Raw genomic sequence first — 26,153 nt, forward strand, 5'->3', positions numbered from 1 at the left:
TCACCGTCCGTCTCCCAGCTCGTCGTGCGGCTGCGCGCCGCCGATCTCCCGCGCCTCGTAGTAGACGCCGGGCTCCTCACGTCGTTCCCGTCCTGCGTTGGCCAGCAGCACGGCCACGTACGGCAGCACCGCGGCGGCGGCGACCAGCGCGATCGACACCGCGGTGGGCACGTGCGACCACAGCAGGCCCGCGGCCACGAAGCACAGCACGCGCACGCCCATCTGCCACAGGTACCGCCGCTGGCGGCGCGCGAGGTCGTCGGCCAGCGCCGTCGGTGCCGAGGTGATGCGATGCACCTGCGGCCCGGCGTGCTCGGTGCGACGACGAGTCCTCACCGTCCGATGGTAGGCGTGCACGGGACGTGGGGCGGGGCGACGTGGTGGGGCGCACAGTTTGTGGGTCTCCCACAACGTCGGGGGTGCAACTCGTGGCCGCGCGCACCCCCGTGCCCACGGTCGCCGTCGGCTAGCGTCGTGTCCCGTGCCAGCCACGACACCCGAGACGACCCCCGCCACCGACGCCGCCGCGCGCACCCCGCGCAGCGTGCTGGTGACCGGCGCCAACCGTGGCATCGGCCGCGCCATCGCGGAGCGGTTCGTCGCCGCGGGCGACCGGGTCGCCACGATCGTCCGGTCGGGCGGTGCCCCCGACGGTGTGCTCGAGGTCATCGGCGACGTCCGCGACACCGCCTCGGTCGACGCCGCGTTCACGCACGTCGAGGCCGCGCACGGACCCGTCGAGGTGCTCGTCGCCAACGCCGGAGTCACGCGCGACCAGCTCCTGCTGCGCATGACCGACGAGGACTTCGCCGACGTCGTCGACGTCAACCTCACCGGGGCCTTCCGCGTGGTGCGCCGGGCGAGCAAGGGCATGATCCGGATGCGTCGCGGCCGCATCGTCCTCATCTCGTCCGTGGTCGGCATGTACGGGTCGCCCGGCCAGGTCAACTACGCCTCCTCCAAGGCGGCGCTCGTCGGCATGGCCCGCTCCATCACCCGCGAGCTGGGCGGGCGCGGCATCACCGCGAACGTCGTCGCCCCGGGGTTCATCGACACCGACATGACGCGGGCCCTGCCCGACGACCGGCAGCAGGCCTACCTCGGTGCGATCCCCGCCGGGCGCTTCGGGCAGGCCGACGAGGTCGCCGCCGCCGTGCAGTTCCTCGCGTCCGACGACGCCGCGTACGTCTCCGGCGCGGTCCTGCCCGTCGACGGCGGCCTGGGCATGGGGCACTGAGCCCTTCTCCGACCCTCCGCGCGGGCGCACGACGCACGCGCACCCCGAACGAAAGGCACGCGGACCATGGCACTGCTCGAGGGCAAGACCCTGCTCGTCACCGGCGTCCTCACCGACAGCTCCATCGCGTTCCACGTCGCGCGCCTGGCCCAGGAGCAGGGGGCACAGGTCGTGCTCACCTCGTTCGGACGCCAGATGCGGCTCACCCAGGTGATCGCGCGCCGGCTGCCCCAGCCGGCGCCCGTGGTCGAGCTCGACGTCACGTCGCAGGACGACCTGGACGCGCTCGCGGACCGCGTGCGCGAGCACACGGACCACCTGGACGGTGCCGTCCACTCCATCGGCTTCGCGCCCCAGTCGGTCATGGGCGGGAACTTCCTGGCCGGCGAGTGGGCCGACGTCGCGACCGCGCTGCAGGTCAGCGCGTACTCGCTGAAGTCGCTCGCGGTGGCCTCGCAGCCGCTGCTGACCCGCGGCTCGGCCCTGGTGGGCCTGACGTTCGACGCGCGCTACGCCTGGCCCGTCTACGACTGGATGGGTGTGGCGAAGGCCGCCTTCGAGTCGACCGCCCGCTACCTGGCGCGTGACCTCGGTCCCGCGGGCATCCGCGTGAACCTCGTGTCCGCCGGCCCGATCCGGACGACGGCGGCCAAGTCGATCCCGGGCTTCGAGTCGATGGAGGGCGGCTGGCCGGAGCGTGCACCGCTCGGGTGGGACGTCACGGACCCCGAGCCCACCGCGCGTGCGGTCGCCGCGCTCCTGTCCGACTGGTTCCCCGCGACGACCGGCGAGATCGTGCACGTCGACGGCGGTGTGCACGCCATGGGGCTGTGAGAGACGCACGGCGGCGCGCGACGCCGACCCGCGGCACGCGGGCGGGCGGTACGGTGCCGGCCGTCGCGCACGTCACGTCCGTCCCGCCGCGGGCGCGCGCTCGTCGCACCGCGGGCGATGGCACCCTGGTGCGGTGACCCCGCACCGTCTCGTCCTCCTGCGCCATGCCAAGGCCGAACCGGCCGGTGGCGTCCCCGACCACGGGCGTCCGCTCGCCCTGGTCGGTCGGCGCCAGGCCACGGCCGTGGGTGGCGCGCTGGCCGCCGCGGGCCTCGCGCCCACCCACGTGCTCTGCTCGTCCGCACTGCGCACGCGTCAGACGTGGGACGTCGCCCGGGCCGCGTTGAGCGCCGCGGGGGCGGCGCCGGCGACGGTCACCGTGAGCGACGAGCTCTACGACGCGTCCACGGGCGACCTGGTGGCCCTCGTCCAGGCGGTGCCGGACGACGCGGTGACGGTGCTGGTCGTCGGCCACGAGCCGACGGTGTCGCACGCCGCGGCCACGCTGGCAGGGCCCGGCTCGGACGAGCTGGTGCTGGCCCGCGTCCGCATGGGTGTGCCGACGGCGGCCTGGTCGGTCCTCGAGCTCGACGGTCCGTGGACGGCGACGGCGCCGGGCGCCCTGCGACTGGTCCACCTGGACCACCCGGCCTGACCGGCGGCGGCAGGTGTACCGAGCGCCGCCCGCCCTCCTCAGGCGGCGAACGGCTCCAGCGCCAGCACCGCGTCCAGCCGCCCGGCGACCGCGACGTCGGCGGCGCCGGCCACGACCGGCTTGGCGTTGAACGCGATCCCGGTGGCGGCCGCCGCCAGCATGTCGAGGTCGTTGGCGCCGTCCCCGATGGCCACGGTCCGCGTCATCGGCAGCCCCAGCTCGGCGGCCCACGCCGTCAGCGTGGCGGCCTTCGCCGCCCGGTCGACGACCGGTCCGGCGACCCGCCCGGTGAGGACGCCGTCGCAGGCCTCCAGGCGGTTGGCGTGGACCCGGGTGATCCCGAGCCGCGCCGCCAGCGGGCGTGCCACCTCCAGGAACCCGCCCGACACCAGACCGACCGGCCAGCCGCGGGCCTGCAGCTCGGCGACGAGCTCCGCCGCGCCGGGCGTCAGCTCGACCTCCGCCAGCACGTCGTCGAAGACCGTGACGGGCAGACCCTCCAGGGTGGCGACGCGCTCGCGCAGGGACTGCGCGAAGTCGATCTCGCCGCGCATGGCGCGCTCCGTGATCGCCGCCACCAGCGGCAGCGACCCGGCACGGGCCGCGAGCATCTCGACGACCTCGCCGGTGATGAGCGTCGAGTCGATGTCCATGACGACGAGGCGGGCAGCGGCCGTGCGGGTCTCCACGCCCGCAGGCTAGCGTGGCGCGGCCGGGCACGGGCGCCGCCGTCCGCCTGACGTGCGACCCCGTCCGCATGACGTGCTGCCGCCGGCCCGACCCGCACCGGCGGCGCGCCGTCAGTCGGTGATGACCGTGCCCTTCGGGACCACCGTGATCCCGCTGTCGGTCACGGTGAACCCGCGCGCGCGGTCGTGCTCGTGGTCCAGCCCGACGCGCGCCCGCTCGGGGACGATGACGTTCTTGTCGAGGATCGCGCGGTGGATCTGCGCGTACCGCTCGACCTGGACGCCGTCCATCAGCACCGAGTCAGTCACCTGGGCCCAGGAGTGCAGCCGGATGCCGGGGGAGAGGATCGAGCCCGACACGGTTGCGCCTGACACGACGACCCCGGGGGAGACGATCGAGTCGGCGGCGTGCCCGAGCCGGCCGGCGCCGGCGTGGACGAACTTGGCCGGAGGCAGGCCGGTGTAGCCCGTGTACAGCGGCCACGCGTCGTTGTAGAGGTTGAACACCGGCTCGACCGAGATGAGGTCGTGGTTGGCGTCGTAGTACGAGTCCAGGGTCCCCACGTCGCGCCAGTAGTCGCGGTCACGGTCGGTGGAGCCCGGCACGTCGTTGCGGATGAAGTCGTACACGCCTGCGGTGCCGCGCTCGACGAACCACGGGACGATGTCGCCGCCCATGTCGTGGCGGGAGTTCACGTCCTCGGCGTCCACGGTCACGGCCTGCACGAGCGCGTCGGCGTTCGCGACGTAGTTGCCCATCGACGCGAGGATCTCCATCGGGGAGCCGGGGACGGGCGTCGGGTCCGACGGCTTCTCGCGGAACGCCGCGATGCGCGAGGGGTCGCCCGGCACCGTCTCGATGACGCCGAACTGGTCGGCCATGTCGATCGGCTGCCGGATGCCGGCCACCGTCAGCTCGGCGCCCGACTCGATGTGGGCGTCGACCATCTGGGAGAAGTCCATGCGGTAGACGTGGTCGGCACCGACCACGACCACGATGTCGGGGCGCTCGTCGTCGATGATGTTGAGGCACTGGTAGATCGCGTCCGCGCTGCCCAGGTACCAGTGCTTGCCCACACGCTGCTGCGCCGGCACGGCCGCGACGTAGTTGCCCAGGAGCGACGACATCCGCCACGTCTTGGACACGTGCCGGTCCAGCGAGTGGGACTTGTACTGGGTCAGCACGATCACGTGCAGGTAGTGCGAGTTGATGACGTTCGACAGGGCGAAGTCGACGAGGCGGTAGCTGCCGCCGAAGGGGACCGCGGGCTTCGCCCGGTGCGCGGTGAGCGGCATCAGGCGCTTGCCCTCCCCTCCGGCGAGGACGATGGCGAGGACACGCGGCGCTGGCATGCGACCAACTTAGGCCGAAGGGGCGCTCGCAGCGAGGAGCACGCGGGTCCGAGCGCTAGCGTGTCGCTCAGACGACCGGCCACCCGCCGGTCACGACTGGAGGCACCGGTGCGCGTCGACCTGCTGACCCGTGAGTACCCACCCCACGTGTACGGGGGTGCGGGTGTCCACGTGGCCGGACTGACGGCCGTCCTGCGCGAGCTCGTGGACGTGCGGGTGCACAGCTTCGACGAGCCCGTCGCGGAGCCGGGGACGTACGGCTACGGGGTGCCGGGTGGTCTGGCCGGGGCCAACGCCGCGCTCGCCACCATGGGCGTCGACCTGGCGATCGTCGACGGGATCGGCCGGGACGCCGCCGACGGCGGCACCGACCTGGTGCACTCGCACACCTGGTACGCGAACCTCGCCGGGCACCTCGCGGCGCTGCTCTACGACGTCCCGCACGTGCTCACGGCGCACAGCCTGGAGCCCCTGCGCCCGTGGAAGGCCGAGCAGCTCGGCGGCGGCTACGCGCTGTCGTCCTGGGTGGAGCGGACCGCGTACGAGGCGGCGGACGCCGTCATCGCCGTCAGCGGCGGCATGCGCGAGGACATCCTGCGCTCGTACCCGGCGGTCGACCCCGACCGGGTGCACGTCGTGCACAACGGCATCGACCTCGACGGGTGGCAGCGGCCCACGTCGGACGAGGGCCTGGCCCGTGCGCGCCGCGCCGTGCAGGACCTGGGCATCGACCCCGACCGGCCGGCCGTCGTGTTCGTCGGGCGCATCACCCGCCAGAAGGGGCTGCCGTACCTGCTGCGGGCCGTCGAGACGCTGCCGACCGACGTGCAGGTCGTGCTGTGCGCCGGTGCGCCCGACACGCCGGAGATCCTCGCCGAGGTCACCGGCTTGGTCGACGAGCTGCGCACGCGACGGTCGGGCGTCGTCTGGATCGACCGGATGCTGCCGCGCGACGAGCTGGTGGCCGTCCTCGCGCACGGCACCGTGTTCGCGTGCCCCTCGGTGTACGAGCCGCTCGGCATCGTCAACCTCGAGGCCATGGCCGTGGGTCTGCCCGTGGTCGGCACCGCCACCGGCGGCATCCCCGAGGTCGTCGTCGACGGCGTCACCGGCCTGCTCGTGCCGATCGACCAGGTGCAGGACGGCACCGGGACACCCGTCGACCCGGACGCGTTCGTCGCGGACCTGGGCGCCGCGCTCGCCGACGCCGTGTCCGATGTCGGGCGGGCCGCGCACTGGGGCGCCGCCGCACGCCGGCGCGTCGAGGACCACTTCTCGTGGCACGCGATCGGTGAGCGGACGCTCGAGGTCTACCGCGGGGTGCTGCAGGGCTGAGCCGGGCACTCAGTCGCGCGTCAGCGCGGTGGCGGCCGCCGCCATCGCCCGGCGCGCGACGCGGTCGACCTCGCGCAGCGCGGTGGCCCGCTGGTCGGCCTGCCAGGTGTTCACCGCGCCGCCGTCGTCCTGAGCGGCCAGCGCGACGATGCCGCGCAGCCGGGCCGCGCTCGACAGCACACGCAGGCGCTGCGCGTCGACGCGGCGCGGCAGCCGCCGCTCGGGCAGCGCCCCGTCGCGCACCTGGGCGATGGTGTCGGCCGCGTCGGGGCGCCACCGCTCGACCCCGAGCTGCACCAGCGCCTCCGTGGCGGTCAGCAGCCCGCGGCGCAGGTCACGCTCGGCGTCCTCGAGCGTGCCCACCTGCGCCCACACCGCCGTCCGCCAGTCCGGCACCGTGGTGACGTGCCAGGTCACGAGGTGACCCGGCTCGAGGTCCGAGCCGAACCGTCGGACGTCCGGGACGGCGGCGAGCAGCCGGGTGCCGGCACGCAGCAGCACGCACTCGCCCGCGTCCACGGCGGGGCCGGACACCGCCGGCGGCGCGGCGACGGGCTCACCCGGGACGGGCAGCAGCGCGGCCGCCTCGTCCACGGGGCGGCCGAGCCAGCGCACCCAGTCGGTGAGGCTCAGCGGTTCGCCGTCCACGTCGACCGTGTGCGGCTCGTCGTCGTGCTGGACGGCGGACACGGCCGCGTCGGTCTCACCGGCCGACGTCAGCCACAGCGCGAGGAGGACGGACCGGGGCAGGTCGAGCGTGGCAGCCACGGCTCCACGGTAGGCGCTGCGGCGCGGCCGACGTCAGCCCACGGCGTGCACGGGTGCCGCGAGCGCGACGCCCGACCCGTCACGGCGCTCGTCGACCGGCGGGAGCTCCACCGGCTGACCTCCCGAGCCGGTGGCACGCGCGGGCGCGGGTCCCACGTGGGCGAGCAGGAGCGTGTCCTCGCCCTTGAGGAACCGGTGCGAGCGCACGCCGCCCGTGGCACGCCCCTTGCCCGGGTAGGCGGAGAACGGCGTCACCTTGGCCGACCCGGTCTGCGTGCCGGGCAGCGCGGCGGACGACCCCGACACGGTCACGACGACCGCGTCGTCCCCGGGACGCACGACGGCGAAGGCCACGACCCGGGCGCCGGCGGCGAGCTTGATGCCGGCCATCCCGAAGGCGCCGCGGCCCTGCGGACGCACCTGGGCGCCGGGGAAGTGCAGCAGCGAGGAGTCCGACGAGACCAGCACGAGCTCGTCGTCGTCCGCCGCGAGGCCCGCGCCGACGACCTCGTCGCCGTCCTTGAGGGAGATCGCCTCCCACTCGTCGCCCTTGGTCGGCACGTCGCCGGGCGTCACGCGCTTGACGACGCCCTGGGCGGTCGCCAGCGCCAGCGGGGGAGCGTCGTCGCCGAGCGGGGCGAGCGCGACGACGCGCTCGCCCTTGCCGAGCGTGACCGCCTCGCCCACCGGCAGCCCGCCGGACAGCGACGGCGGGCCGTCGGTCGGCGGCAGCGTGGGCAGCTCGAGGACGGACAGGCGCACGACGCGCCCTGCCGACGTCAGCGCACCGATCTCGGCGCGTGCGCTGGTCGCGACGGCCGAGGCGACGACGTCGTGGCGGCTGCGGACGGTGCCGTCACCGCGTGCCGGCTCGACGTCCTCGGACGTCCGTGCCAGCAGGCCCGTCGCCGACAGCAGGGCCCAGCAGGGCGTGTCGGGGATCTCCAGCGACGCGGGTGCGCCCTTGGCCGAGGTCGGTGCGCCCGCGGCACCCGCGAGGCTCGTCCCGCCGGCGCTCTCCAGCAGCACGGTCCGGCGCGGGGTGCCGTACGTCGCCGCGACCTCGGCCATCTCGTCCGAGGTGACGGTGCGCAGCAGGGCGTCGTCACCGAGGATCGCCTGCAGGCGCGCGATCTCGTCGATCAGCTCGTCGCGCTCCTTCTCCAGCTCGATGCGCGAGAACTTCGTCAGGCGGCGCAGCCGCAGCTCGAGGATGTACTCCGCCTGCGGCTCGGACAGGTCGAAGACCGACCGCAGCCGACCCCGGGCGGTGTCCGCGTCGTCCGACGTGCGGATGACCTGGATGACCTCGTCGATGTCGAGGATCGCGACCAGCAGGCCCTCGACGAGGTGCAGGCGCTCCTGCCGCTTGGTCAGGCGGTACGACGTGCGGCGGCGCACGACGTCGAGGCGGTGCTCGACCCACACCCGCAGCAGCTCGACCAGCCCGAGGGTGCGTGGCTGCCCGTCCACCAGCGCGACGTTGTTGACCGAGAAGGAGTCCTCCAGCGGCGTGTGCCGGTAGAGCTGCCCGAGCACCGCCTCGGGGTCGAACCCGGTCTTGACCTCGATGACCAGCCGCAGCCCGTGCGCGCGGTCCGTGAGGTCGACGACGTCGGAGATCCCGGAGAGCTTCTTGGACTGCACGCCCTCCTTGATCTTCTCGATGACCTTCTCCGGGCCCACCGTGTACGGCAGCTCGGTGACGACGATCCCCTTGCGGCGCGGTGTGACGTTCTCGATCCGGGCGGTGGCCCGCGTCCGGAACGCTCCGCGGCCGGTGCGGTAGGCGTCGCGCACGCCGTCGAGGCCCACGATCTTGCCGCCCGTCGGCAGGTCCGGACCCGGGACGAACCGCATGAGGTCCTCGAGCGTGGCGTCGGGGTGCGTGACCAGGTGGCGCGCCGCGGCGACGACCTCGACGAGGTTGTGCGGCGCCATGTTGGTCGCCATGCCCACCGCGATCCCGGTCGCGCCGTTGACCAGCAGGTTCGGGATGGCGGCGGGCAGCACGCCCGGCTGCTTGAGCTTGTTGTCGTAGTTGGGGACGAAGTCGACGACGTCCTCGTCGAGCCCCTGCGTCATCGCCACCGCGGCGGGCGCCATCCGGGCCTCGGTGTAGCGCGAGGCCGCGGGGCCGTCGTCGAGCGAGCCGAAGTTGCCGTGGCCGTCCACCAGCGGCAGGCGCAGGGAGAACGGCTGCGCCAGGCGCACCATCGCGTCGTAGATCGCCGTGTCGCCGTGGGGGTGCAGCTTTCCCATGACCTCGCCGACCACGCGCGCCGACTTCACGTACGGCCGCTCGGGGCGCAGCCCCATGTCCGCCATCTGGTAGACGATCCGGCGCTGCACCGGCTTGAGCCCGTCGCGCGCGTCGGGCAGGGCGCGCGAGTAGATGACCGAGTACGCGTACTCGAGGAACGAGCCCTCCATCTCCGTCGTGACGTCGACGTCGACGATCCGCTCGACGAGGTCGTCGGGCGGCAGGTCGGGGGTCGCGGGGCGACGCGCCATGGGCTGGTGTGCTCCTCGGGTGCTGCGGTGCGGTGGGGCGTGCGGGTGCCGACGGTTCGCGCGCCACGACCATTGTCGCCGCGCCGTGTCCGTCCTCGGTGCAGCCGCGCCGCTAGCCTGGCGGCATGGCCGACGTCGTCCCCCCTGACGGGCACCCGGACCCGGCTGGTGCGCCGGGGTCCGCCGCCGCACCCTACCCGGCGGGTTGGGAGGCGGACGTCGTCCTGACGGACGGCACCACGACACGGCTGCGCCCGATCCACCCGGACGACGCCGAGGCGCTGCAGGCGTTCCACGTCGCGCAGTCCGAGCGCTCGACGTACCTGCGGTTCTTCGCGTCCCTCGACCGCCTGCCGGAGCGCGACCTCGAGCGGCTGGTGACCGTGGACCACGTCGACCGGGTGGCGCTCGTCGCCGTGACCGGGTCGCCCGAGGCGGGTACCCCCGAGCGCATCATCGGCGTCGCGCGGTACGACGTGGTCGAGCCCGAGACCGCCGAGGTGGCGTTCAACATCGCCGACGCCCACCAGGGCAAGGGCCTGGCCTCGGTGCTGCTCGAGCACCTGGCCGCGGCGGCGCGCGAGCGCGGCGTCCGGCACTTCCTCGCCGAGGTGCTGCCGCAGAACGGGCGCATGATCGCCGTCTTCAAGGAGGCCGGCTACGAGGTGCACCAGCGCACCGAGGACGGCGTCGTGCAGGTGACGTTCGACATCGACCCCACCGAGCGCTCGCTGGCCGTCGCCGCGGACCGCGAGCACCGCGCCGAGGCGCGCTCGATGCGTGCGCTGCTCACGGCGCGCTCGGTCGTCGTGGTGGGACCCGGCCCGGAGCCGGGCCGCGCGCTGACCGCCGGCCAGGCCGAGCGCGTCGTCGCCGGGCTGGCGGGCCAGGCGCGTGCCGGACGGGTGACGGTGCACGTCGTCGGCGTCGGCGCACCCGAGGGCCTCGACGGGGCGGGGGTCGACGCGGACGGCATGCACCACCACGCGCGGATCGACGACGTGCCGGGGCCCGTCGAGCTCGCCGTCGTGGCACTGCCGCCCGAGCGCGTGCTGGACGCGGCCCGCCGGCTGGGTGCGCTGGGTGTGCGAGGGCTGGTGCTGCTGTCCGGCGGGTTCGCCGAGGCGGGCCCGGAGGGACTCGCGCGGCAGCGTCTGCTGGTGGGCGTGGCCCACGGCGCCGGCATGCGCGTGGTCGGCCCGGCCTCGTTCGGGCTGATCGCGACGCACGACGGCACCCTGCTGGACGTGTCGCTGGCCGCGCGCCCGCCGCGACCGGGGCGCGTCGGGCTGTTCTGCCAGTCGGCCCCCCTGGCCGTCACGCTGCTGGGTGCGGTCGAGCGCCGTGGCCTGGGGCTCGCCCAGCTGGTCTCCGCCGGCCACCGTGCCGACGTGTCCGGCAACGACCTCATGCAGTTCTGGGGCGAGGACGACGGCACCGACGTCGTGGCCCTGTACCTGGAGTCGATCGGCAACCCCCGCAAGTTCTCGCGCATCGCCCGCCGGCTCGCGGCGCACAAGCCGGTGGTCGTCCTCACGGCCGGCCGCTCGGGTCACGTCGCGCCCCCGGGTCACGCCGTGCGTCCGACGCGTGCCCCCCGTCGGACCCTGGAGGAGGTGCTGCGCCAGTCCGGCGTGATCCGGGTCGACAACGTCCACCAGATGCTCGACGTCGTCCAGCTCCTGGCCCACCAGCCCCTGCCCCGCGGGCGGCGCACCGCGGTGCTCGCGACCTCCACGGGGGTGGCGGCCCTGGTCGCGGAGGCGGCCGCCGCCGCCGGCCTGGTCGTGACCGACCGGGTCGAGCTGCTCGCCGAGGACGCGTCACCGGACGAGGTGCACGACGCCGTGGAGCGCGTCTACGGCGACCCCGACGTGGACGTCGTGATCGTCCTGCGCATCCCGACCCTCGGGGTGCCGGACGCGGTCCTGCCCGGGGAGGTCGCCCGCGCCGCGGCCCGCACCGGCAAGGCGACCGTCGCGTGCATCCACGGCCTGCACGGCGTGACGCCCGACCTGACGGCCACCGCGGAGGGCGGTCGCGCGTGGACCGTGCCCGCGTACGCGGCACCCGAGGACGCCGCGCTCGCCCTCGGCCGGGCCGCGTGCTACGCCGCGTGGCGCGCCGCCGACCGGGGGCACCCGGTGCGGCCCGCGGGCGTCGACACCCGCGCGGCCGCCCGCCTGGTGGCGCGGCTGCTGGCCGCGTCCGGTGCCACCGACGGCTCCCCGCTGGCGCTCGACCCGGCCCAGACCGCCGAGCTGCTGGCCGCCGCCGGGGTCCACGTGTGGCCGTCGGTGCGCGTGCGCGACGCGGACGAGGCGGTCGCCGCCGCCGAGGCGCTCGGGTGGCCCGTCGCGCTCAAGACCACCGTGCCCGCGCTGCGCCACCGTGCCGACCTCGGGGGTGTGCGGCTCGACGTCGCCGACGCGGCCGAGCTGCGTGCGGACGTCGCGGGCATCCTCGCGCTCGCGGACGCCCACGACCCCGGACCCGGCGTGCCGCCCCTGGAGGTCCAGGCGATGGCACCGCACGGCGTCGCGTGCGTGGTGCGGTCCGCCGAGGACCCGCTGTTCGGGCCCGTCATCAGCCTCGGCGTGGCGGGGGACGCGGCCGACCTCCTCGGCGACGTGGCGTACCGGGTGCCGCCGCTGACGGACGTCGACGTCGCCGAGCTCGTGCGGACGCCCCGTGCGGCGCCCCGGCTCTTCGGGTACCGCGGGCTGCCGGCCCTCGACGTGGCGGCGCTGGAGGACCTGGTCGCCCGGGTGTCCGTGCTCGCCGACGCCCTGCCCGACGTGCGGTCCCTCGAGCTCAACCCGGTGGTCGTCTCGCCGCACGGGCTCGCCGTGCTCGGCGCGTACGTCACGGTGGCACCGGCCGACCGCGCCGACGCCGCCCGCCGGCTGGCGCGGCCGTGAGCCCGTCCGGGCGACGTCCCTGGCGCGCCGGTCACCGGCGGACCGGGCCTCTCGCGCGGGGATGGGAGGATGGTGGCGTGCCTGCACTCTCCACCGCGCTGCGTGACGACCTGCACCGTGCCGGGTACTACCCGGAGCTCGTCGGCGAGGTTCTCGAGCTCGCCCTGGCCGGCGAGGACGCCGTCGCCCACCTGGTCCACCCCGAGACGACGTTCGACGGTGCGGAGGTGCGACGGCACGTCACCGTGCTCGTGCTGACCGCGACCCGGTTCGTCGTCACCCACGTCGACGACCACCCCGCCGACTCCGAGCACCCGTCGGCCAGCGCCCAGGCGACGACCGAGGCGGTGCCGCTGCGCGAGCTGCGCTCGGTGGCCTTCACGCACGTCATGAACGACCCGCAGCAGCACCGTGCCGGCGACGGCGCCTCGGAGCTCACACTGGCGATCGGCTGGGGCGCGGTGTCCCGCGTCGACCTGGAGCCCGCGTCCTGCGGTGACCCCCAGTGCGACGCCGACCACGGCATGAGCGGCTCGATCACCCCCGACGACGTCGTGGTGCGGGTGAGCGCCGCGGCGGAGGGGCGCGAGGCGGTGCTCGCCGCGATGCGGTTCGGGCGCACGCTCTCGGCGGCGACGACCCAGCGGTGAGCGTGTCCGCGCGCGCTGGGGCGCTGCCGCACCCCGACGAGCTGCTGACCCCGGGCGACGGTCCGGCGCTGCGGCACGTGCTGCCCGCGGTGGCGGCCGCGCTGGGGGTCGACGTGGCCGGCGGCGAGCCCGGCCGGGCGCTGCTGGGGCTGCCGGCCGCGACGCGCGCCTGCGTGGTGCTGGTGGACGGGCTGGGTCACCTCAACCTCGCCGAGCGCGGTGGGCACGCGCCGTTCCTCCGCTCGCTGCTCGCCTCCTCGCAGCCGCTGCTCAGCACGTTCCCCTCGACCACGGCGACGGCGGTCGCCGCGTTCGGCACCGGGTGCGGCCCGGGCCGCACCGCGATGCTCGGCTACACCGTGCGGGTGCCCGAGACGGGCCGGCTCGGCAACCTCGTGTCCTGGGCCGACATGCCGCCCGCCGAGCGCTGGCAGCCGCACCCCACGGTGTTCGAGCAGCTGGCTGCCGCCGGCGTGCGTGTCACCAGCGTCGGACCGGCCCGGTTCCAGGGCTCGGGACTCACCGGGGCTGCCCTGCGCGGTGCGCGGTACGCGGCCGCGGAGTCGCTGGACGGCCGCGTCGACGCGGTGGTGCGGGCGCTGCGCGAACCCGGGCTCGCCTACCTGTACTGGCACGACGTCGACAAGACCGGCCACCACCACGGCTGGGGTTCCTGGCAGTGGGGTGAGGCGCTCGCGGAGCTCGACGCCGAGCTGGGGCGCCTGGCGCGCTCGCTGCCCCGCGACACCCTCCTGGTCGTCACCGCCGACCACGGGATGGTGGACGTCGACCCGGCGCGTCGGCGCGACGTGGGCACGGACCCGGTGCTGGGTGCGGACGTGGTGACCACGGGGGGAGAGCCCCGCGCGCTGCACCTGCACGTCGCCGACGGCGTCGACCCCGGTGTCGTCGCCGCCCGCTGGCGCGACGAGCTGGGCGACGACGCGGTCGTGCGCACGCGTGACGAGGCGGTCGCGGCCGGGTGGTTCGGGCCGGTCGAGCCGCGGGTGCTCCCCGTGGTCGGGGACGTGGTCGTCGCGATGACGGGGGCCGCGACGGTGGTCGACTCCCGCACGCAGACGCCGGCGTCCATGGCCCTGGTGGGCGTGCACGGGTCGCTGACGGCCCGGGAGATGCTCGTGCCGCTGCTGGTGCACCGGTGAGCGGGCGACCTGTGCCGGGGAGGGGCTGACCGTGGCCGAGCTGGTGTTCTTCTCGGGGACGATGGACTGCGGCAAGTCGACGCTCGCCCTGCAGATGCACCACAACCACGCCGCACGCGGGCGTGACGGTGTGCTGTTCACGCGGCAGGACCGCGCGGGCAACGCCATGATCTCCTCGCGGCTCGGTCTGCAGCGCCGGGCGGACGAGGTGGACGACACGACCGACTTCTGGGCCGAGGTCGTGACCCGGCGCACGCGCGGCCGGCCGGTCGACTACCTCATCGCGGACGAGGCGCAGTTCTACACCGCCGTGCAGGTCGAGCAGCTGGCCCGCGTCGTCGACGAGCTGTCCGCCGACGTCTACGCCTTCGGCATCACGACGGACTTCCGTGCCCGGCTGTTCCCGGGGTCCGCGCGCCTCGTCGAGCTGGCCGACCGGGTGGAGGTGCTCCAGGTCCGGGCCCTGTGCTGGTGCGGGGCACGGGCCACCCACAACGCGCGCACCCTGGACGGTGTCATGGTGGTCGAGGGTGACCAGGTCGTCGTCGGCGACGTCGCGGGCGGCGCCGGTGAGGTGGCCTACGAGGTCCTGTGCCGTCGTCACCACGTGCGGCGGATGACCGCGCGCGTGGCCCGCGCCACCGGTCCGTCCGCGCAGACCCTGCTCTTCGACGACGACGCGGGCGACCGCCGGGGCGGCACCGCTCCCTGAGCGGGCGCGGTTCCGCGCGGGGGCGCTGGCGAGGCGTGGCTCGTCCGCGCGACGCCGCTACACCGTCACGACGCCGCTACACCGTCGCGACGAGCCTCACTCCGGCTTGGCGCCGAAGACGATCTCGTCCCAGCTGGGGACCTTGGCGCGCGGGCGCCGGGAGCGTCGCTCACCGGCACCCGGTCGCGTCTCCGCGGCGTCGTCCGGGGCGGACGGCTCCGGGCCGGACGACTTCGGGGCGGACGGCTCCGGGGCGGACGGCTTCGGGGCGGACGACTTCGGGGCGGGTGCCGCCGGGACCGCGCCCGTCGGCGGAGCCGTCCGCTCGCCGCGGGGTGGTGTCAGGACGACCGCCTCGCGTGCCGGGTCGGCGTCCCGGGGGTGCGCGCCGGGAGCGCTCGCCTCGTCGACCGTGCCGGCCCCGCCGGGGCCGGCGGTGAAGTCGAACGCGTGCTGCGGGCCGAAGCCCTCGAACTCCTCGTCGTCGCCGTCGAGCTCCAGGGGCTGGCGGACGCCGCGGCGCGTGCGCAGCTCGTCGAGCAGCACGTGCGTGGGCTCGGGCTCCTCGGCGGTCAGCTCGCCCATCGCCTCGAGGTCGAACACCACGTCCCGCACGGCCGCCAGGTGCCGCCGCGACACGGGCTCGTCGATCTCCGTCTCGGAGAGCCAGCGCGCCTCGTCGTCGTCGGCGACGACGGCGCGCCGCACCGGGTCGTACGTCCAGCGGGCGGTGCGCGGACCGTCCTCGACGACGAACCGTGCCGCCACGGTCCAGGGGCCCGTGCCCTCGCGCGCGGCGTCCCACGCCAGCGACCCGACGTCCACGCCGCGCGCCGCGAGGCGGTCCGTGACGAGGTCGCCGAGCAGGGGGGCGCCCGAGTCGCGCCCGACGCGCGTGCCGCGCGCCTGTTCCGCGACGTACTCGCGCTCGGCCAGGACGGGACCCTCGTAGCGGCGCACGGACTCGACGGGCACGCCCGCGGCGTCGGCGACCTCCTGCGCGGTGGCGCCGGCCCGGATCCGCGACTGGATCTCGCGAGGGCTCAGCGATCCGGCCTGCTCGGCGCGCAGCTGCTCCAGCTGCGGACGGTCGCGGCGCACCGCGGCCCGCAGCGGGTCGTCGATGCGCAGGCGGAAGCGCTGCCCGTCGGGCGCGACGACGACGAGGTGCTCGCCGTCCTCGTGCAGACCGACCAGCTCCAGCTCACCCATACGACCTCCCCGGGCTCCAGGAGGGAGCCTGCCACCTCCGGGCGCCGAACGCGCGCACCCGGGCCGGTGTGCCGCCGCATCCGGCACGTGACGTGCGTCGCGCCCGCCCCCGACGCCTGCGCGAGGATGGGGGCGTGATGCCCGAGCTGCTGGCCCAACCGCTGCTGGAGGTCGCCGGCGTCTTCGTCGGCGCCATGTCCGGCGCGCTGGCGGCTGTGCGCAAGCAGTTCGACATCTTCGGCATCCTCGTGCTCGCCTGGGCGGCCGGCCTCGGCGGCGGTGTGCTGCGTGACGTCCTGATCGGTGCGGTGCCCCCGGTCGGCATCAGCGACCTGCGCCTCATGGCTGCCGCGCTCGCCGGCGGGCTCGTCATGTACTTCGGGCACCCGAGGCTCGAGCGCGCCCGGCGCGTCATCAACGTCCTGGACGCCGGCGCCCTGGCGCTCTTCACGGTCGTCGGGACGCTGAAGGGCCTGGAGTACGGGACCACCGCACTGGCCGCCGTCGTGGTGGGCGTGCTCACCGGTGTCGGGGGCGGCATGCTGCGCGACCTCCTCACGGGCGAGGTGCCCGTCGTGCTGCACCACCGGCAGCTCTACGCGGTGCCGGCCCTGCTGGGGTCCGTCGCGGTGGTCGCGCTGTGGCACGTGGAGTGGGCCGGCGGCCTCGGCCTCGGCGCCGTCGCCGCGGGCGTCTTCGTGCTGCGCGTCGCCGCGCTGCGCTTCCGCCTCAACGCGCCGGGACCGTGGCGCGGGAGCGGGTCGGGCGGCGCCGGCTGACGCGGGGCCGCGCCGACCCCGCGTCCGCCGCGGGGGCGCGCGGCCGGCTGCGGCAGGATGGCGGGGTGAGCACTCCCTCCGCGGAACCGTCCGCCCAGCTCGTCGCCGAGCTCGTCGCCGTCGCCCGGCAGGTCGCCGTCGCTGCGGGCCGGCTGGTCCACGACGGCCGGCCCGAGACCGTCGGGGTGGCGGCGACCAAGTCGAGCGCCGTCGACGTCGTCACCGCCATGGACCTGGCCAGCGAGGAGCTCGTGCGTGCCGAGCTCGCCCGGCTGCGGCCCGCCGACGGCATCCTCGGGGAGGAGGGCGGTCACGTGCCCGGCACCTCGGGTGTCACGTGGGTGGTCGACCCCATCGACGGCACCGTGAACTACCTCTACGGGCTGCCCGCGTACGCCGTGAGCGTCGCCGCGGTCGTCGGTGAGCCTGCCCCGGGCGCGTGGACCGTCCTCGCGGGCTGCGTGCACGCACCGGCGACGGGGGAGACGTGGACCGCGGGACGCGGCCAGGGCGCCCACCTCGACGGGCGGCCGCTGACCGTGGCTCCGGCACCGCCGCTGGACCGGTGCCTGCTCGGCACCGGGTTCGGGTACGTCGCCGAGCGGCGCCGCGCCCAGGCCCGTGTGCTGGCGGACCTGCTTCCCCGGGTGCGTGACGTGCGTCGCGCCGGGGCCGCCGCCATCGACCTGTGCCAGGTCGCCACGGGCCGGCTCGACCTGTACTACGAGCGCGGGCTGCAGCCCTGGGACCTGGCGGCCGCCGGTCTGGTGGTGGCGGAGGCCGGGGGTGTCGTGACGGGCCTGCGCGGCCGTGCGGCCGGGCCGGACATGGTGGTCGCGGGCGCGGCGGAACGCGTCGCGGAGCTCGTCGCGCTGCTCGAGGAGCTGCACGCGGACGCCCCCGACTCGCCGTCCCGCGAGGGTGTGTGCGACCGTGGTCACGGTGGTCCGCGATAGCGGTCTGACCTGCGGCGACGATGCCCGGTGAGTGGTGCGCGTCACGTCCGCGGACATGGGCACGTGTCCTTGTTCGCATCCAGGCCGGAAGTGATGCAGAATCCGACCCGCGCGGGGAACAAAACGCTGACGTGGCGCCTTGATCCCGCGTACCACGACCACTGCTGCAGAAGACGGAGTGTGACGCTCACACATGGCAACCGACTACGACGCCCCGCGCAAGACCGAGGAGGACCTGAGCGAGGACTCGCTCCAGGAGCTCCAGGCTCGGCGCTCCGACAAGAACTCGGGCGTGGTGGACGAGGACGAGACGGAGGCTGCCGAGGGCTTCGAGCTGCCCGGCGCCGACCTGTCCGGCGAGGAGCTCTCCGTCCGCGTCCTTCCCCGCCAGGCAGACGAGTTCACGTGCTCGAAGTGCTTCCTGGTGCACCACCGCAGTCAGCTCGCCTACGAGCGCGACGGCATGCCCGTCTGCTCGGAGTGCGCCGCCTGACGACGCGCCTCGCCGACGACCGACCGGCCGGTCACCCCTCGGGGTGGCCGGCCGGCGTCGTCCCGGGGGTCTGGACCGGCTGTGCGCCGGACGCGAGCAGCGCGGCCACGAGCCGGTCGGGGCGCCGCGTCGAGACGATCCAGTACGGGGTCGGGTCCTGCGGGTCCACGACCTCGACGCGCACCGCGGTGCCGATCCACGACCGCAGGCACACGTACGCGCGGGCGTCGAGCGCCGGCCCGAGCTCGGTGCGCAGCGCGGCACGGTCGAGCACCCGGGGTGCGGCCAGCACGTCGACCGGGATCCGCGCGGAGCCCGCCTGCAGCGTGCCCTGCGCGACCCGGACGAGGGGGGTGGTGAGCACCGCGCCCGCCAGCCCGGCGCCCAGCGCGAGCAGGCCCGCCGCGAGGGCGAGCCGCGTGTCGACGGGCACGAACGCGATGCCGAGCACGACGGCGAACGCGACGACCGCGACCCAGCCCAGCGGCCCGGGCCACAGCTGCTCGCGGAACCCGGGGACGCCGTCGGCGGTGCCGGACGGCTCGGGGGGCGTGCCGGGGGCGGGTGCGGTGGTCATGCGCCCAGGATCTCATCGCGGGCGACACCCGCGCGGTGCGAGGCGCTCGCGTCGCGGGCCGCACGGCGCCGCCCGGTCGGGTCGACGGGCGGCCGGGCCGGGGTGTGGCGCGGGTCGCGCGCGCCCACGGTAGGGTCGGCCCCCGTGACAGCGACCAGCCACCCCGCCCCGCACGAGCCCGGCTCGCACGAGCACGGCGCGCACGAGCGCGGCACGGACGTCCCGGTGCTGCTGCGGCGGCTCGACCCGGACCTGCCCGCCCCGGCGTACGCGCACCCCGGTGACGCGGGTGCCGACCTCGTGGCACGCGAGGACGTCACCCTCGCGCCCGGGCAGCGGGCGACCGTCCCCACCGGGGTCTCGATCGCGCTGCCCGTGGGCTACGCGGCGTTCGTGCACCCCCGCTCGGGGCTCGCCGCACGCCACGGCCTGACCGTCGTCAACGCGCCCGGCACGGTCGACGCGGGGTACCGGGGCGAGATCGCGGTGACGCTGCTCAACACCGACCGGGACCACGCGGTGGAGCTGCGTCGGGGCGACCGCATCGCCCAGCTGGTGGTGCAGCGCGTCGAGCGTGCGGCGTTCGTCGAGGTCGACGCCCTGCCGGACTCGGTGCGGGGCGTCGGCGGCTTCGGGTCCAGCGGGGGCTGGGCGGCGGCCGCGGGCGGGGCGTCCACGGCGTGATCGCGACCCGGCCGCCGGCCGGGAGCGGAACTACTGTCGTCGTGATCGTCGTTGAGGATCATGAGGACGTCGATGCAGGGCGAGGGCGCGCGAGCGCCGGTCGGAGGAAGCGAAGTGGGTCTGTTCCGTCGTGGCCCGAAGGAGGGCGGCGCGGCCGACGCACCGGCCGACGCCCCGCAGGACGAGACGCAGGACGTCGAGGCCGCGGAGCTGCCGGCACCCGACGCGCGCGGTCCCTGGGACGCCGACGCGCCCCACCCGGACGTGCCGCGCGTGGACCTCGGTGCCATCCAGCTGCCGTCGGTCGAGGGCATGGAGGTGCGCCTCGAGGTCGACAAGTCGTCGAACGTCGTCTCGGCCGTGGCCGTGCTGCTGGAGGGGTCGTCGCTGCAGCTCCAGGCGTTCGCGGCGCCGCGCAGCGAGGGCATCTGGGACGAGATTCGCGGGGAGATCGCCGCCTCGATCACGGAGCAGGGCGGGACCGTGGACGACCTGCCCGGTCCCTTCGGCCGTGAGCTGCTCGCCCGGCTGCCGGTGCGCACGCCCGAGGGCCGCACGGGTCACCGGCCCGCGCGCTTCATCGGCAGCGACGGTCCGCGCTGGTTCGTGCGCGGTGTGCTCACCGGCCGCGCCGCCGTCGAGCCGGACGCCGCGAGGCGGCTGGAGGAGCTCTTCGGGCAGGTCGTCGTCGTGCGCGGCACGGACGCGCGGCCGCCGCGCGACCTGCTCCCGCTGCAGCTGCCGGGCGGCGCGACGCCGCCGCCCCCGCCGCCGGCGAACCCGCGGCTGGCGCCCCCCGAGCGCGGCCCGGAGATCACGGAGATCGGATGACCCTCACCGACAGGTTCCGCAAGGTCATCGCCTCCCGGGCGGAGATCGAGGCCGACGAGGAGCGGGCCGACGCGCTGCGCGTGCCCGGGTGCTGCCCGGTCGCCGCGCTGCCGCACCGCCAGCGGGCGCGCGTCAGCGGCGTCCTGCGGTCGGTGACGCTGCGACCGCGCGAGGGCGTGCCCGCCATCGAGGCGGAGCTCTACGACGGCTCGGGCGCGCTCGACCTCGTGTGGCTCGGGCGGCGCCGTATCGCGGGCATCGAGCCGGGACGACGGCTGAAGGTGGACGGCATGGTGTGCCTCGTCGACGGCCGCCGCACGGTGTTCAACCCGCGCTACGAGCTGCGCGCGCGACCGGGGGAGTGAGCCGATGAGCGAGCCGACGGGCCGGCGGCCCGGTCCGCACGACGACGAGCCGGTGGTGCTCGACGCGATCGACGACGCCGTGCCGCCCGAGGAGGGCGGCGCCCGTGGGCTCCGCGCCATCACGGCCGACGAGTTCTCGGCCGCCGACGCCGTCGGCGGCGTGCGCGGCATGGTCGAGGCCGTGGCGCCGGGGCTGCTCTTCGTCGTGGTCTACATCGCGGCAGGTCAGCAGCTGCGCCCGGCGCTCATCGCGGCCTCGGTGGCCGCGGTGCTGGCCGTGGTGGCGCGGCTGGTGCAGCGCACCCCGGTGACGCAGGCGTTCTCCGGCGTGCTGGGCGTGGGCATCGGCGTGATCTGGGCGTGGCGGACCGGTGACGCGAGCGACTACTTCGCGTACGGGCTGCTCGTCAACGTCGCCTACCTGGTGGGGACGCTCGTCTCGGTGGTCGCCGGCTGGCCCCTCGTGGGACTCGTCGTCGGCATGTTCAGCGCCCGTGGCCCGCTGGGCGGGGGGCCGTGGTCCGCGGCCGTCGAGTGGCGGCACGACCCGGCGCTGCGCCGTCGCTACGCGTTGGCCACGTGGCCGTGGGTCGGCATGTTCGGGCTGCGGCTGCTGGTGCAGCTACCGCTCTTCCTGGCCGACGAGGTCGTGTGGCTCGGCACCGCCAAGCTCGCGATGGGGCTGCCGCTGACGGCCGTGGCCCTGTGGCTCAGCTGGATGCTGGTCCGTGGGTCAGCAGGTGCTCCAGCGCCTTCTCGTCCACCTCACGACCCGTGACGAACAGCAGCTCGTCGCGCCCCTCCAGCGTGTCGTCCGGGCTCGGCGCGATCGGGCGCGTGTCGCGCACGATGCAGGCGAGCACGGTGTCGGTGGGCCACGCGATCTGACCGACCCGCAGGCCCGCCAGCGGGGACCCCTCCGGCAGCGTGAGCTCGAGGATGTCCGCCTTGGACTGGTGGAACGTGAAGATCCGCACCAGATCGCCCACCGCGACGGCCTCCTCGACCATCGCGGTCATGATGCGCGGGGTCGACACGGCGACGTCGACCCCCCAGGCCGCGTCGAACATCCACTCGTTCTTCGGGTTGTTCACGCGTGCCACGGTCCGTGGCACGCCGAACTCCGTCTTGGCGAGAAGGGAGATGACCAGGTTCGCCTTGTCGTCGCCCGTCGCGGCGACCATCACGTCGCACTCGTCGGCGCGCACGGCGCGCAGCGTGGGCAGCTCGCACGCGTCGGCCAGCAGCCAGTCGGCGTCGGCCACCTGGGCGACGCGCATGGCGGAGGGCTGGCGGTCGACGAGCGTGACCTCGTGGTCGTGGGCGAGCAGCTCGCGCGCGATGGAGCGGCCGACCGAGCCCGCGCCGGCGATGACGACCCTCACGCGTCGACCGCCGGTGGTGCGGTGAGGACCCGCTCGACGGCGGGGGCCTGCGCGACCTCGAGGAGCAGGTGCACGATGTCGTTCTCCTGGAGGACGGAGCCGGCGTCGGGCAGCAGCCCGTCGCCGTAGCGGGTGACGAAGGCGACGCGCGCGCCGCTGGCGCTCTCCAGGGCGCGCAGCGGACGTCCGACCCAGCCCGGGTGGACGTCGACCTGCGTCAGCTGGATGCGCCCGGAGGCGTCGCGGTACTCGTCGGTGGTTCCCATCGGGAGCATGCGCCGCAGGACCTGGTCGGCGGTCCACCGCACGGTGGCCACGGTCGGGATGCCGAGGCGCTGGTAGATCTCGGCGCGGTGCGGGTCGTAGATGCGGGCGACCACGTTCTCGACACCGAACGTCTCGCGCACCACACGGGCGGCGAGGATGTTCGAGTTGTCGCCGTCGGACACGGCGGCGAACGCGTAGGTGTCGTCGATGCCGGCGGTCCGCAGGGTGTCGCGGTCGAACCCGAGGCCGGTCACCTTGTTGCCGGAGAAGCCGGCGTCGAGGCGGCGGAACGCCTCGGGGTTCTGGTCGATGACGGCCACGGAGTGGCCGCGGGACTCCAGGGACTGCGCGAGCGTCGCCCCCACGCGTCCGCATCCCATGATGACGAAGTGCACAGCCGGTCACGCTATACCCGGGGGTGCCCGGGCCGCAGCGCGTCCGTCGTCGTGGTCACGCGTGGGGCGAACCCGCGTGTGCCGGGGATCGGACGGGCATACGATCGCTCATCGTGTCGGACCTCGCAGACGCCGCCAAGCGGCTCGTGCTCGGCCGTCCGGTCCGTAGCGACCGGCTGGGCCACACCCTGCTCCCCAAGCGCATCGCGCTGCCCGTCTTCGCGTCCGACGCCCTGTCCTCCGTCGCGTACGCCCCCGACGAGATCCTGCTCACACTGTCCCTGGCGGGGCTGACGGCGCTGACCGTCTCGCCGTGGGTCGGGCTGGGCGTCGCGGTCGTGCTGCTGACGGTGGTGGCCTCCTACCGCCAGAACGTGCACGCGTACCCCTCGGGCGGCGGCGACTACGAGGTCGCGTCCGTCAACCTCGGCCCCAAGGCGGGCGTCACGGTCGCGAGCGCCCTGCTCGTGGACTACGTGCTGACCGTGGCGGTGTCGATCTCGTCCGGGGCGCAGTACGCAGCCACCGCCGTCCCGGCGCTGCGCGGGCACGAGACGTCCTTCGCGATCGCGCTGGTCGTGGTGCTCACGCTGCTCAACCTGCGCGGCGTCAAGGAGTCGGGCACCGTCTTCGCCGTCCCCGTGTACCTGTTCATGGGCGCGATGGGCTCGCTCGCGGTGGTCGGTGCCGTGCGCTACTTCTCGGGGACCCTGCCGCCGGCCGAGAGCGCCGGCCTGGGCGTCGCGGCCGAGCAGGGGTTCGACCAAGGGCTCATGGGCCTGGCGGGCGGGTTCCTCGTGCTGCGCGCGTTCGCCTCGGGCTGCGCCGCCCTGACCGGTGTCGAGGCGATCAGCAACGGTGTGCCCGCCTTCCGCAAGCCGAAGTCGCGCAACGCCGCCACGACGCTGGCGCTGCTCGGGTCCATCTCGGTCGCGATGATCCTGTCGATCCTGCTGCTCGCGCAGGCCACCGGCGTGAGGTTCGTCGACGACCCCGCCACGCAGCTGCTGCGGGACGGCGTGCCGGTCGGTGAGGGGTACGAGCAGCACCCCGTCATCAGCCAGCTCGCCGGCGCCGTGTTCTCCGGCCAGCACCTGCTGTTCGTGCTCGTGTCGGTCGTCACGGGCCTGATCCTGGTGCTGGCCGCCAACACGGCCTTCAACGGCTTCCCCGTCCTGGGCTCGATCCTGGCCCGCGACGGCTACCTGCCGCGCCAGCTGCACACCCGCGGCGACCGGCTGGCGTTCTCCAACGGCATCGTGACGCTCGCCCTGGGCGCGATCGCGCTCATCTGGGCGTTCGACGCGCAGGTCACGCGTCTCATCCAGCTGTACATCGTCGGGGTCTTCGTCTCGTTCACGCTGTCGCAGCTGGGCATGGTGCGGCACTGGACGCGGGGGCTGCGCACCGAGCCCGACCCGCAGGTCCGCGCCCGGATGCGACGGTCCCGCGTGGTCAACGCGATCGGCCTGGGCATGACCGCCACGGTGCTGCTGATCGTGCTCGCCACCAAGTTCCTGCTGGGTGCGTGGATCGCGATCCTGGCGATGGCGGGCGTCTACGTCGTCATGCAGGCGGTGCACCGCCACTACTCGCGCGTCCGTGCCGAGCTGGCGCTCGGTGCCGACGAGCAGTCGGCCCGCGCGCTGCCCAGCCGCGTGCACGCGGTCGTGCTGGTGTCGCACCTGCACCGTCCCACGATGCGCGCGCTGGCGTACGCCCGCGCGTCCCGGCCGAACGTCGTGGAGGCCGTGACGGTCGGGGTCGACGCCGACGACGTCGCGGAGCTGCGCGCGCAGTGGGAGGCGGCCGACGTGCCGGTCCCGCTCAAGGTCCTGGACTCGCCGTTCCGCGAGATCACGCGCCCGGTGCTCACCTACGTCCGCTCGATCCGCCGCGAGAGCCCGCGCGACCTCGTGGTGGTCTACATCCCCGAGTACGTCGTGGGCCACTGGTGGGAGCAGCTGCTGCACAACCAGAGCGCGCTGCGGCTCAAGAGCCGGCTGCTGTTCACGCCCGGGGTGGTCGTCGCCTCCGTGCCCTGGCAGCTCGCGTCCTCCGCCGGGCAGACGGGCCTCGAGGAGCCGGTGCGAGGTACCGTACCGGGTGCCTTCTGAGACCCTGCGCAACGGAACGATCGTCGACCTGGAGATCGGCCCGGTGGCCCACGGAGGCCACTGCGTCGCCCGTCATGAGGGACGTGTCGTGTTCGTCCGGCACACGCTGCCGGGTGAGCGGGTGCGCGCGCGGCTGACCGACGCGTCCCCGGACGCGTCGTTCTGGCGCGCGGACGCCGTCGAGGTCCTCGACGCGTCCCCGGACCGCGTGCCGTCCGCCTGGCCCGCCGCCGGCCCCGGTGGTGTGGGCGGGGGAGAGCTCGCCCACGTCGCGCTGCCCGCACAGCGCGCGTGGAAGCGCGCCGTGCTGGCCGAGCAGCTGCGACGCCTCGCGCGGCTCGACCTCGAGCCGGAGGTCACGGCGGCGCCGGGTGACGACGCGCGCGGTGGGCTGGCCTGGCGGACGCGCATCGACCTGCACGTCGACGCCGAGGGGCGTGCCGGGATGCGCGCGTACCGCTCGCACGACGTCGTGCCGCTGGCGGACATGCCGCTGGCCACCGAGCACATCGCCGCGCTCGGCCTGTTCGACCGGCGCTGGCCGGCCGGCTCGCGGATCGAGGCCGTCGCCCCGGCGGACGGCTCGTCGGCGCTGGTGCTGCTCGACGGCGCGCCGTTCGACCTGCACAGCAACCGCCGCGACCCGCGCCCCAACGCGCGCGCAGCCGTGCGCGAGCACGTGGAGCTCGCCGGCAGGGCGTACGACTACCGCGTGGCCGCCGCCGGGTTCTGGCAGGTGCACCGCGAGGCGCCGGCGCTGCTCGCCTCCCGCGTCCTGGAGGCCGTCGGGGACGTCGCGGGTGCGACGGTGCTCGACCTGTACTCCGGCGCCGGGCTGTTCTCCTCGCCGCTGGCCGACGCGGTCGGCGCCGACGGGCGCCTGGTGGCCGTCGAGGGTGACGAGCGGGCCGTGCGCGACGCGCGCCGCAACGCGCACGACCGTCCCCAGGTCGAGCTGCACGCCGGTGACGTGCTCGACGTGCTGCGCGGGCGGCGCGGCGGGGCGCCTGCCGTGGCGGCCGCCGACGTCGTGGTGCTGGACCCGCCGCGCACGGGCGCCGGTCGCAAGGTCGTCGACGCGATCGCCGCGCTGCGCCCGCGCCGCATCGTGTACGTCGCGTGCGACCCTGCGGCGCTCGCGCGCGACGTGGCCCTGCTGGGTGAGCGCGGCTGGTCGGACGTGACGGTCACCGGCCACGACCTGTTCCCGATGACGCACCACCTCGAGGCCGTCGCAGTCCTCGACCGCTGAGGCGCGCCG

Annotated in this window: 26 protein-coding genes; 17 read left to right on the forward strand and 9 right to left on the reverse strand. The window is 75.2% G+C overall.

What is annotated here, in order from left to right:
- On the reverse strand, positions 1-336 hold the full coding sequence (locus tag KG103_RS18840) for a DUF3099 domain-containing protein (RefSeq protein WP_249670860.1): 336 nt from the start codon (positions 334-336) through the stop codon (positions 1-3).
- Between the two features lie 145 nt (positions 337-481).
- On the opposite strand from KG103_RS18840, the gene fabG reads away from it, so the two are divergent.
- From fabG to KG103_RS08505, 3 genes are all read left to right on the forward strand, one after another.
- Positions 482-1,237: a 3-oxoacyl-ACP reductase FabG gene (gene fabG, locus KG103_RS08495; RefSeq protein WP_207342096.1), complete on the forward strand. Its 756-nt coding sequence runs from the start codon at positions 482-484 to the stop codon at positions 1,235-1,237.
- Between the two features lie 66 nt (positions 1,238-1,303).
- Complete coding sequence (fabI, locus tag KG103_RS08500) at positions 1,304-2,071, forward strand: enoyl-ACP reductase FabI (protein ID WP_207342095.1); 768 nt, start codon at positions 1,304-1,306, stop codon at positions 2,069-2,071.
- Between the two features lie 133 nt (positions 2,072-2,204).
- Positions 2,205-2,726, forward strand: a complete 522-nt coding sequence (locus tag KG103_RS08505; RefSeq protein ID WP_207342094.1) for a SixA phosphatase family protein — start codon at positions 2,205-2,207, stop codon at positions 2,724-2,726.
- Positions 2,727-2,764: 38 nt separating this feature from the next.
- On the opposite strand, the gene serB is transcribed toward KG103_RS08505, so the two are convergent.
- Together serB and KG103_RS08515 are read right to left on the reverse strand one after the other, a co-directional pair.
- The gene (gene serB / locus KG103_RS08510; protein WP_207342093.1) at positions 2,765-3,415 is read right to left on the reverse strand and encodes a phosphoserine phosphatase SerB; all 651 of its coding nucleotides are present in this window, start codon (positions 3,413-3,415) and stop codon (positions 2,765-2,767) included.
- A gap of 111 nt (positions 3,416-3,526) precedes the next feature.
- Complete coding sequence (locus KG103_RS08515) at positions 3,527-4,768, reverse strand: glucose-1-phosphate adenylyltransferase (protein ID WP_207342092.1); 1,242 nt, start codon at positions 4,766-4,768, stop codon at positions 3,527-3,529.
- A 108-nt stretch (positions 4,769-4,876) separates the two neighbouring features.
- Here KG103_RS08515 and glgA point away from each other — a divergent pair, with 108 nt between their 5' ends.
- The gene (gene glgA / locus KG103_RS08520; protein ID WP_207342091.1) at positions 4,877-6,103 is read left to right on the forward strand and encodes a glycogen synthase; all 1,227 of its coding nucleotides are present in this window, start codon (positions 4,877-4,879) and stop codon (positions 6,101-6,103) included.
- 9 nt (positions 6,104-6,112) lie between these two features.
- Here glgA and KG103_RS08525 read toward each other — a convergent pair whose 3' ends face one another.
- Both KG103_RS08525 and KG103_RS08530 read right to left on the reverse strand, forming a co-directional pair.
- On the reverse strand, positions 6,113-6,871 hold the full coding sequence (locus KG103_RS08525; RefSeq protein WP_207342090.1) for a hypothetical protein: 759 nt from the start codon (positions 6,869-6,871) through the stop codon (positions 6,113-6,115).
- A 33-nt stretch (positions 6,872-6,904) separates the two neighbouring features.
- Positions 6,905-9,385, reverse strand: a complete 2,481-nt coding sequence (locus KG103_RS08530; protein WP_207342089.1) for a DNA gyrase/topoisomerase IV subunit A — start codon at positions 9,383-9,385, stop codon at positions 6,905-6,907.
- Positions 9,386-9,510: 125 nt separating this feature from the next.
- Here KG103_RS08530 and KG103_RS08535 point away from each other — a divergent pair, with 125 nt between their 5' ends.
- The 4 genes from KG103_RS08535 (at position 9,511) to KG103_RS08550 (ending at position 14,831) form a co-directional block, all read left to right on the forward strand.
- A complete protein-coding gene (locus KG103_RS08535) occupies positions 9,511-12,306 on the forward strand; it encodes a bifunctional acetate--CoA ligase family protein/GNAT family N-acetyltransferase (protein ID WP_207342088.1) in 2,796 nt (931 codons plus the stop codon).
- A gap of 77 nt (positions 12,307-12,383) precedes the next feature.
- Positions 12,384-12,956, forward strand: a complete 573-nt coding sequence (locus KG103_RS08540) for a DUF5998 family protein (RefSeq protein WP_207342087.1) — start codon at positions 12,384-12,386, stop codon at positions 12,954-12,956.
- Positions 12,957-12,958: 2 nt separating this feature from the next.
- A complete protein-coding gene (locus KG103_RS08545; RefSeq protein ID WP_207342086.1) occupies positions 12,959-14,119 on the forward strand; it encodes an alkaline phosphatase family protein in 1,161 nt (386 codons plus the stop codon).
- 31 nt (positions 14,120-14,150) lie between these two features.
- A complete protein-coding gene (locus KG103_RS08550) occupies positions 14,151-14,831 on the forward strand; it encodes a thymidine kinase (RefSeq protein ID WP_207342085.1) in 681 nt (226 codons plus the stop codon).
- A gap of 96 nt (positions 14,832-14,927) precedes the next feature.
- Here KG103_RS08550 and sepH read toward each other — a convergent pair whose 3' ends face one another.
- Positions 14,928-16,043, reverse strand: a complete 1,116-nt coding sequence (gene sepH / locus KG103_RS08555) for a septation protein SepH (protein WP_207342084.1) — start codon at positions 16,041-16,043, stop codon at positions 14,928-14,930.
- 137 nt (positions 16,044-16,180) lie between these two features.
- On the opposite strand from sepH, the gene KG103_RS08560 reads away from it, so the two are divergent.
- The 3 genes from KG103_RS08560 to KG103_RS08570 all read left to right on the forward strand — a co-directional run bounded on the left by KG103_RS08560 (position 16,181) and on the right by KG103_RS08570 (position 18,271).
- On the forward strand, positions 16,181-16,822 hold the full coding sequence (locus tag KG103_RS08560; RefSeq protein WP_207342083.1) for a trimeric intracellular cation channel family protein: 642 nt from the start codon (positions 16,181-16,183) through the stop codon (positions 16,820-16,822).
- Between the two features lie 65 nt (positions 16,823-16,887).
- Complete coding sequence (locus tag KG103_RS08565) at positions 16,888-17,778, forward strand: inositol monophosphatase family protein (protein WP_207342082.1); 891 nt, start codon at positions 16,888-16,890, stop codon at positions 17,776-17,778.
- A 193-nt stretch (positions 17,779-17,971) separates the two neighbouring features.
- Complete coding sequence (locus tag KG103_RS08570) at positions 17,972-18,271, forward strand: DUF4193 domain-containing protein (protein ID WP_089798812.1); 300 nt, start codon at positions 17,972-17,974, stop codon at positions 18,269-18,271.
- Between the two features lie 31 nt (positions 18,272-18,302).
- Here the strand turns inward: KG103_RS08570 and KG103_RS08575 are convergent, their stop codons facing one another.
- Positions 18,303-18,848 (reverse strand): DUF3093 domain-containing protein, encoded by a 546-nt coding sequence (locus tag KG103_RS08575; protein WP_207342081.1) that lies wholly within the window; start codon positions 18,846-18,848, stop codon positions 18,303-18,305.
- A 225-nt stretch (positions 18,849-19,073) separates the two neighbouring features.
- On the opposite strand from KG103_RS08575, the gene dut reads away from it, so the two are divergent.
- From dut to KG103_RS08595, 4 genes are all read left to right on the forward strand, one after another.
- A complete protein-coding gene (gene dut / locus KG103_RS08580; protein ID WP_207342143.1) occupies positions 19,074-19,532 on the forward strand; it encodes a dUTP diphosphatase in 459 nt (152 codons plus the stop codon).
- A gap of 114 nt (positions 19,533-19,646) precedes the next feature.
- Complete coding sequence (locus tag KG103_RS08585) at positions 19,647-20,363, forward strand: DUF3710 domain-containing protein (RefSeq protein ID WP_207342080.1); 717 nt, start codon at positions 19,647-19,649, stop codon at positions 20,361-20,363.
- A complete protein-coding gene (locus tag KG103_RS08590) occupies positions 20,360-20,728 on the forward strand; it encodes an OB-fold nucleic acid binding domain-containing protein (RefSeq protein WP_207342079.1) in 369 nt (122 codons plus the stop codon). The genes KG103_RS08585 and KG103_RS08590 overlap by 4 nt, the downstream gene beginning before the upstream one ends.
- 4 nt (positions 20,729-20,732) lie before the next feature.
- Positions 20,733-21,506, forward strand: a complete 774-nt coding sequence (locus KG103_RS08595) for a DUF3159 domain-containing protein (RefSeq protein ID WP_207342078.1) — start codon at positions 20,733-20,735, stop codon at positions 21,504-21,506.
- Here KG103_RS08595 and KG103_RS08600 read toward each other — a convergent pair.
- Positions 21,439-22,113: a potassium channel family protein gene (locus KG103_RS08600; protein ID WP_207342077.1), complete on the reverse strand. Its 675-nt coding sequence runs from the start codon at positions 22,111-22,113 to the stop codon at positions 21,439-21,441. The genes KG103_RS08595 and KG103_RS08600 overlap by 68 nt on opposite strands.
- Positions 22,110-22,760 (reverse strand): potassium channel family protein, encoded by a 651-nt coding sequence (locus tag KG103_RS08605; protein WP_207342076.1) that lies wholly within the window; start codon positions 22,758-22,760, stop codon positions 22,110-22,112. The genes KG103_RS08600 and KG103_RS08605 overlap by 4 nt, the downstream gene beginning before the upstream one ends.
- 128 nt (positions 22,761-22,888) lie before the next feature.
- On the opposite strand from KG103_RS08605, the gene KG103_RS08610 reads away from it, so the two are divergent.
- Both KG103_RS08610 and KG103_RS08615 read left to right on the forward strand, forming a co-directional pair.
- A complete protein-coding gene (locus tag KG103_RS08610) occupies positions 22,889-24,892 on the forward strand; it encodes an APC family permease (RefSeq protein WP_207342075.1) in 2,004 nt (667 codons plus the stop codon).
- Positions 24,882-26,144, forward strand: coding sequence for a class I SAM-dependent RNA methyltransferase (locus KG103_RS08615; RefSeq protein ID WP_207342074.1), 1,263 nt, complete (start codon positions 24,882-24,884; stop codon positions 26,142-26,144). Before KG103_RS08610 ends, KG103_RS08615 begins: the two co-directional genes overlap by 11 nt.
- Positions 26,145-26,153 lie beyond the last annotated feature (9 nt).

It is taken from the genome of Cellulomonas wangleii (genome assembly GCF_018388445.1).
Classification (GTDB): Bacteria; Actinomycetota; Actinomycetes; order Actinomycetales; family Cellulomonadaceae; genus Cellulomonas; species Cellulomonas wangleii.

Bases quoted from the DNA above. Each gene is read 5' to 3' on its own strand.
- fabI (WP_207342095.1), top strand. From the start codon at position 1,304: ATGGCACTGCTCGAGGGCAAGACCCTGCTCGTCACCGGCGTCCTCACC.
- KG103_RS08515 (WP_207342092.1), bottom strand. From the start codon at position 4,768: ATGCCAGCGCCGCGTGTCCTCGCCATCGTCCTCGCCGGAGGGGAGGGC.
- KG103_RS08530 (WP_207342089.1), bottom strand. From the start codon at position 9,385: ATGGCGCGTCGCCCCGCGACCCCCGACCTGCCGCCCGACGACCTCGTC.
- KG103_RS08535 (WP_207342088.1), top strand. From the start codon at position 9,511: ATGGCCGACGTCGTCCCCCCTGACGGGCACCCGGACCCGGCTGGTGCG.
- sepH (WP_207342084.1), bottom strand. From the start codon at position 16,043: ATGGGTGAGCTGGAGCTGGTCGGTCTGCACGAGGACGGCGAGCACCTC.
- KG103_RS08560 (WP_207342083.1), top strand. From the start codon at position 16,181: ATGCCCGAGCTGCTGGCCCAACCGCTGCTGGAGGTCGCCGGCGTCTTC.
- KG103_RS08570 (WP_089798812.1), top strand. From the start codon at position 17,972: ATGGCAACCGACTACGACGCCCCGCGCAAGACCGAGGAGGACCTGAGC.
- KG103_RS08575 (WP_207342081.1), bottom strand. From the start codon at position 18,848: ATGACCACCGCACCCGCCCCCGGCACGCCCCCCGAGCCGTCCGGCACC.
- KG103_RS08590 (WP_207342079.1), top strand. From the start codon at position 20,360: ATGACCCTCACCGACAGGTTCCGCAAGGTCATCGCCTCCCGGGCGGAG.
- KG103_RS08595 (WP_207342078.1), top strand. From the start codon at position 20,733: ATGAGCGAGCCGACGGGCCGGCGGCCCGGTCCGCACGACGACGAGCCG.
- KG103_RS08605 (WP_207342076.1), bottom strand. From the start codon at position 22,760: ATGGGATGCGGACGCGTGGGGGCGACGCTCGCGCAGTCCCTGGAGTCC.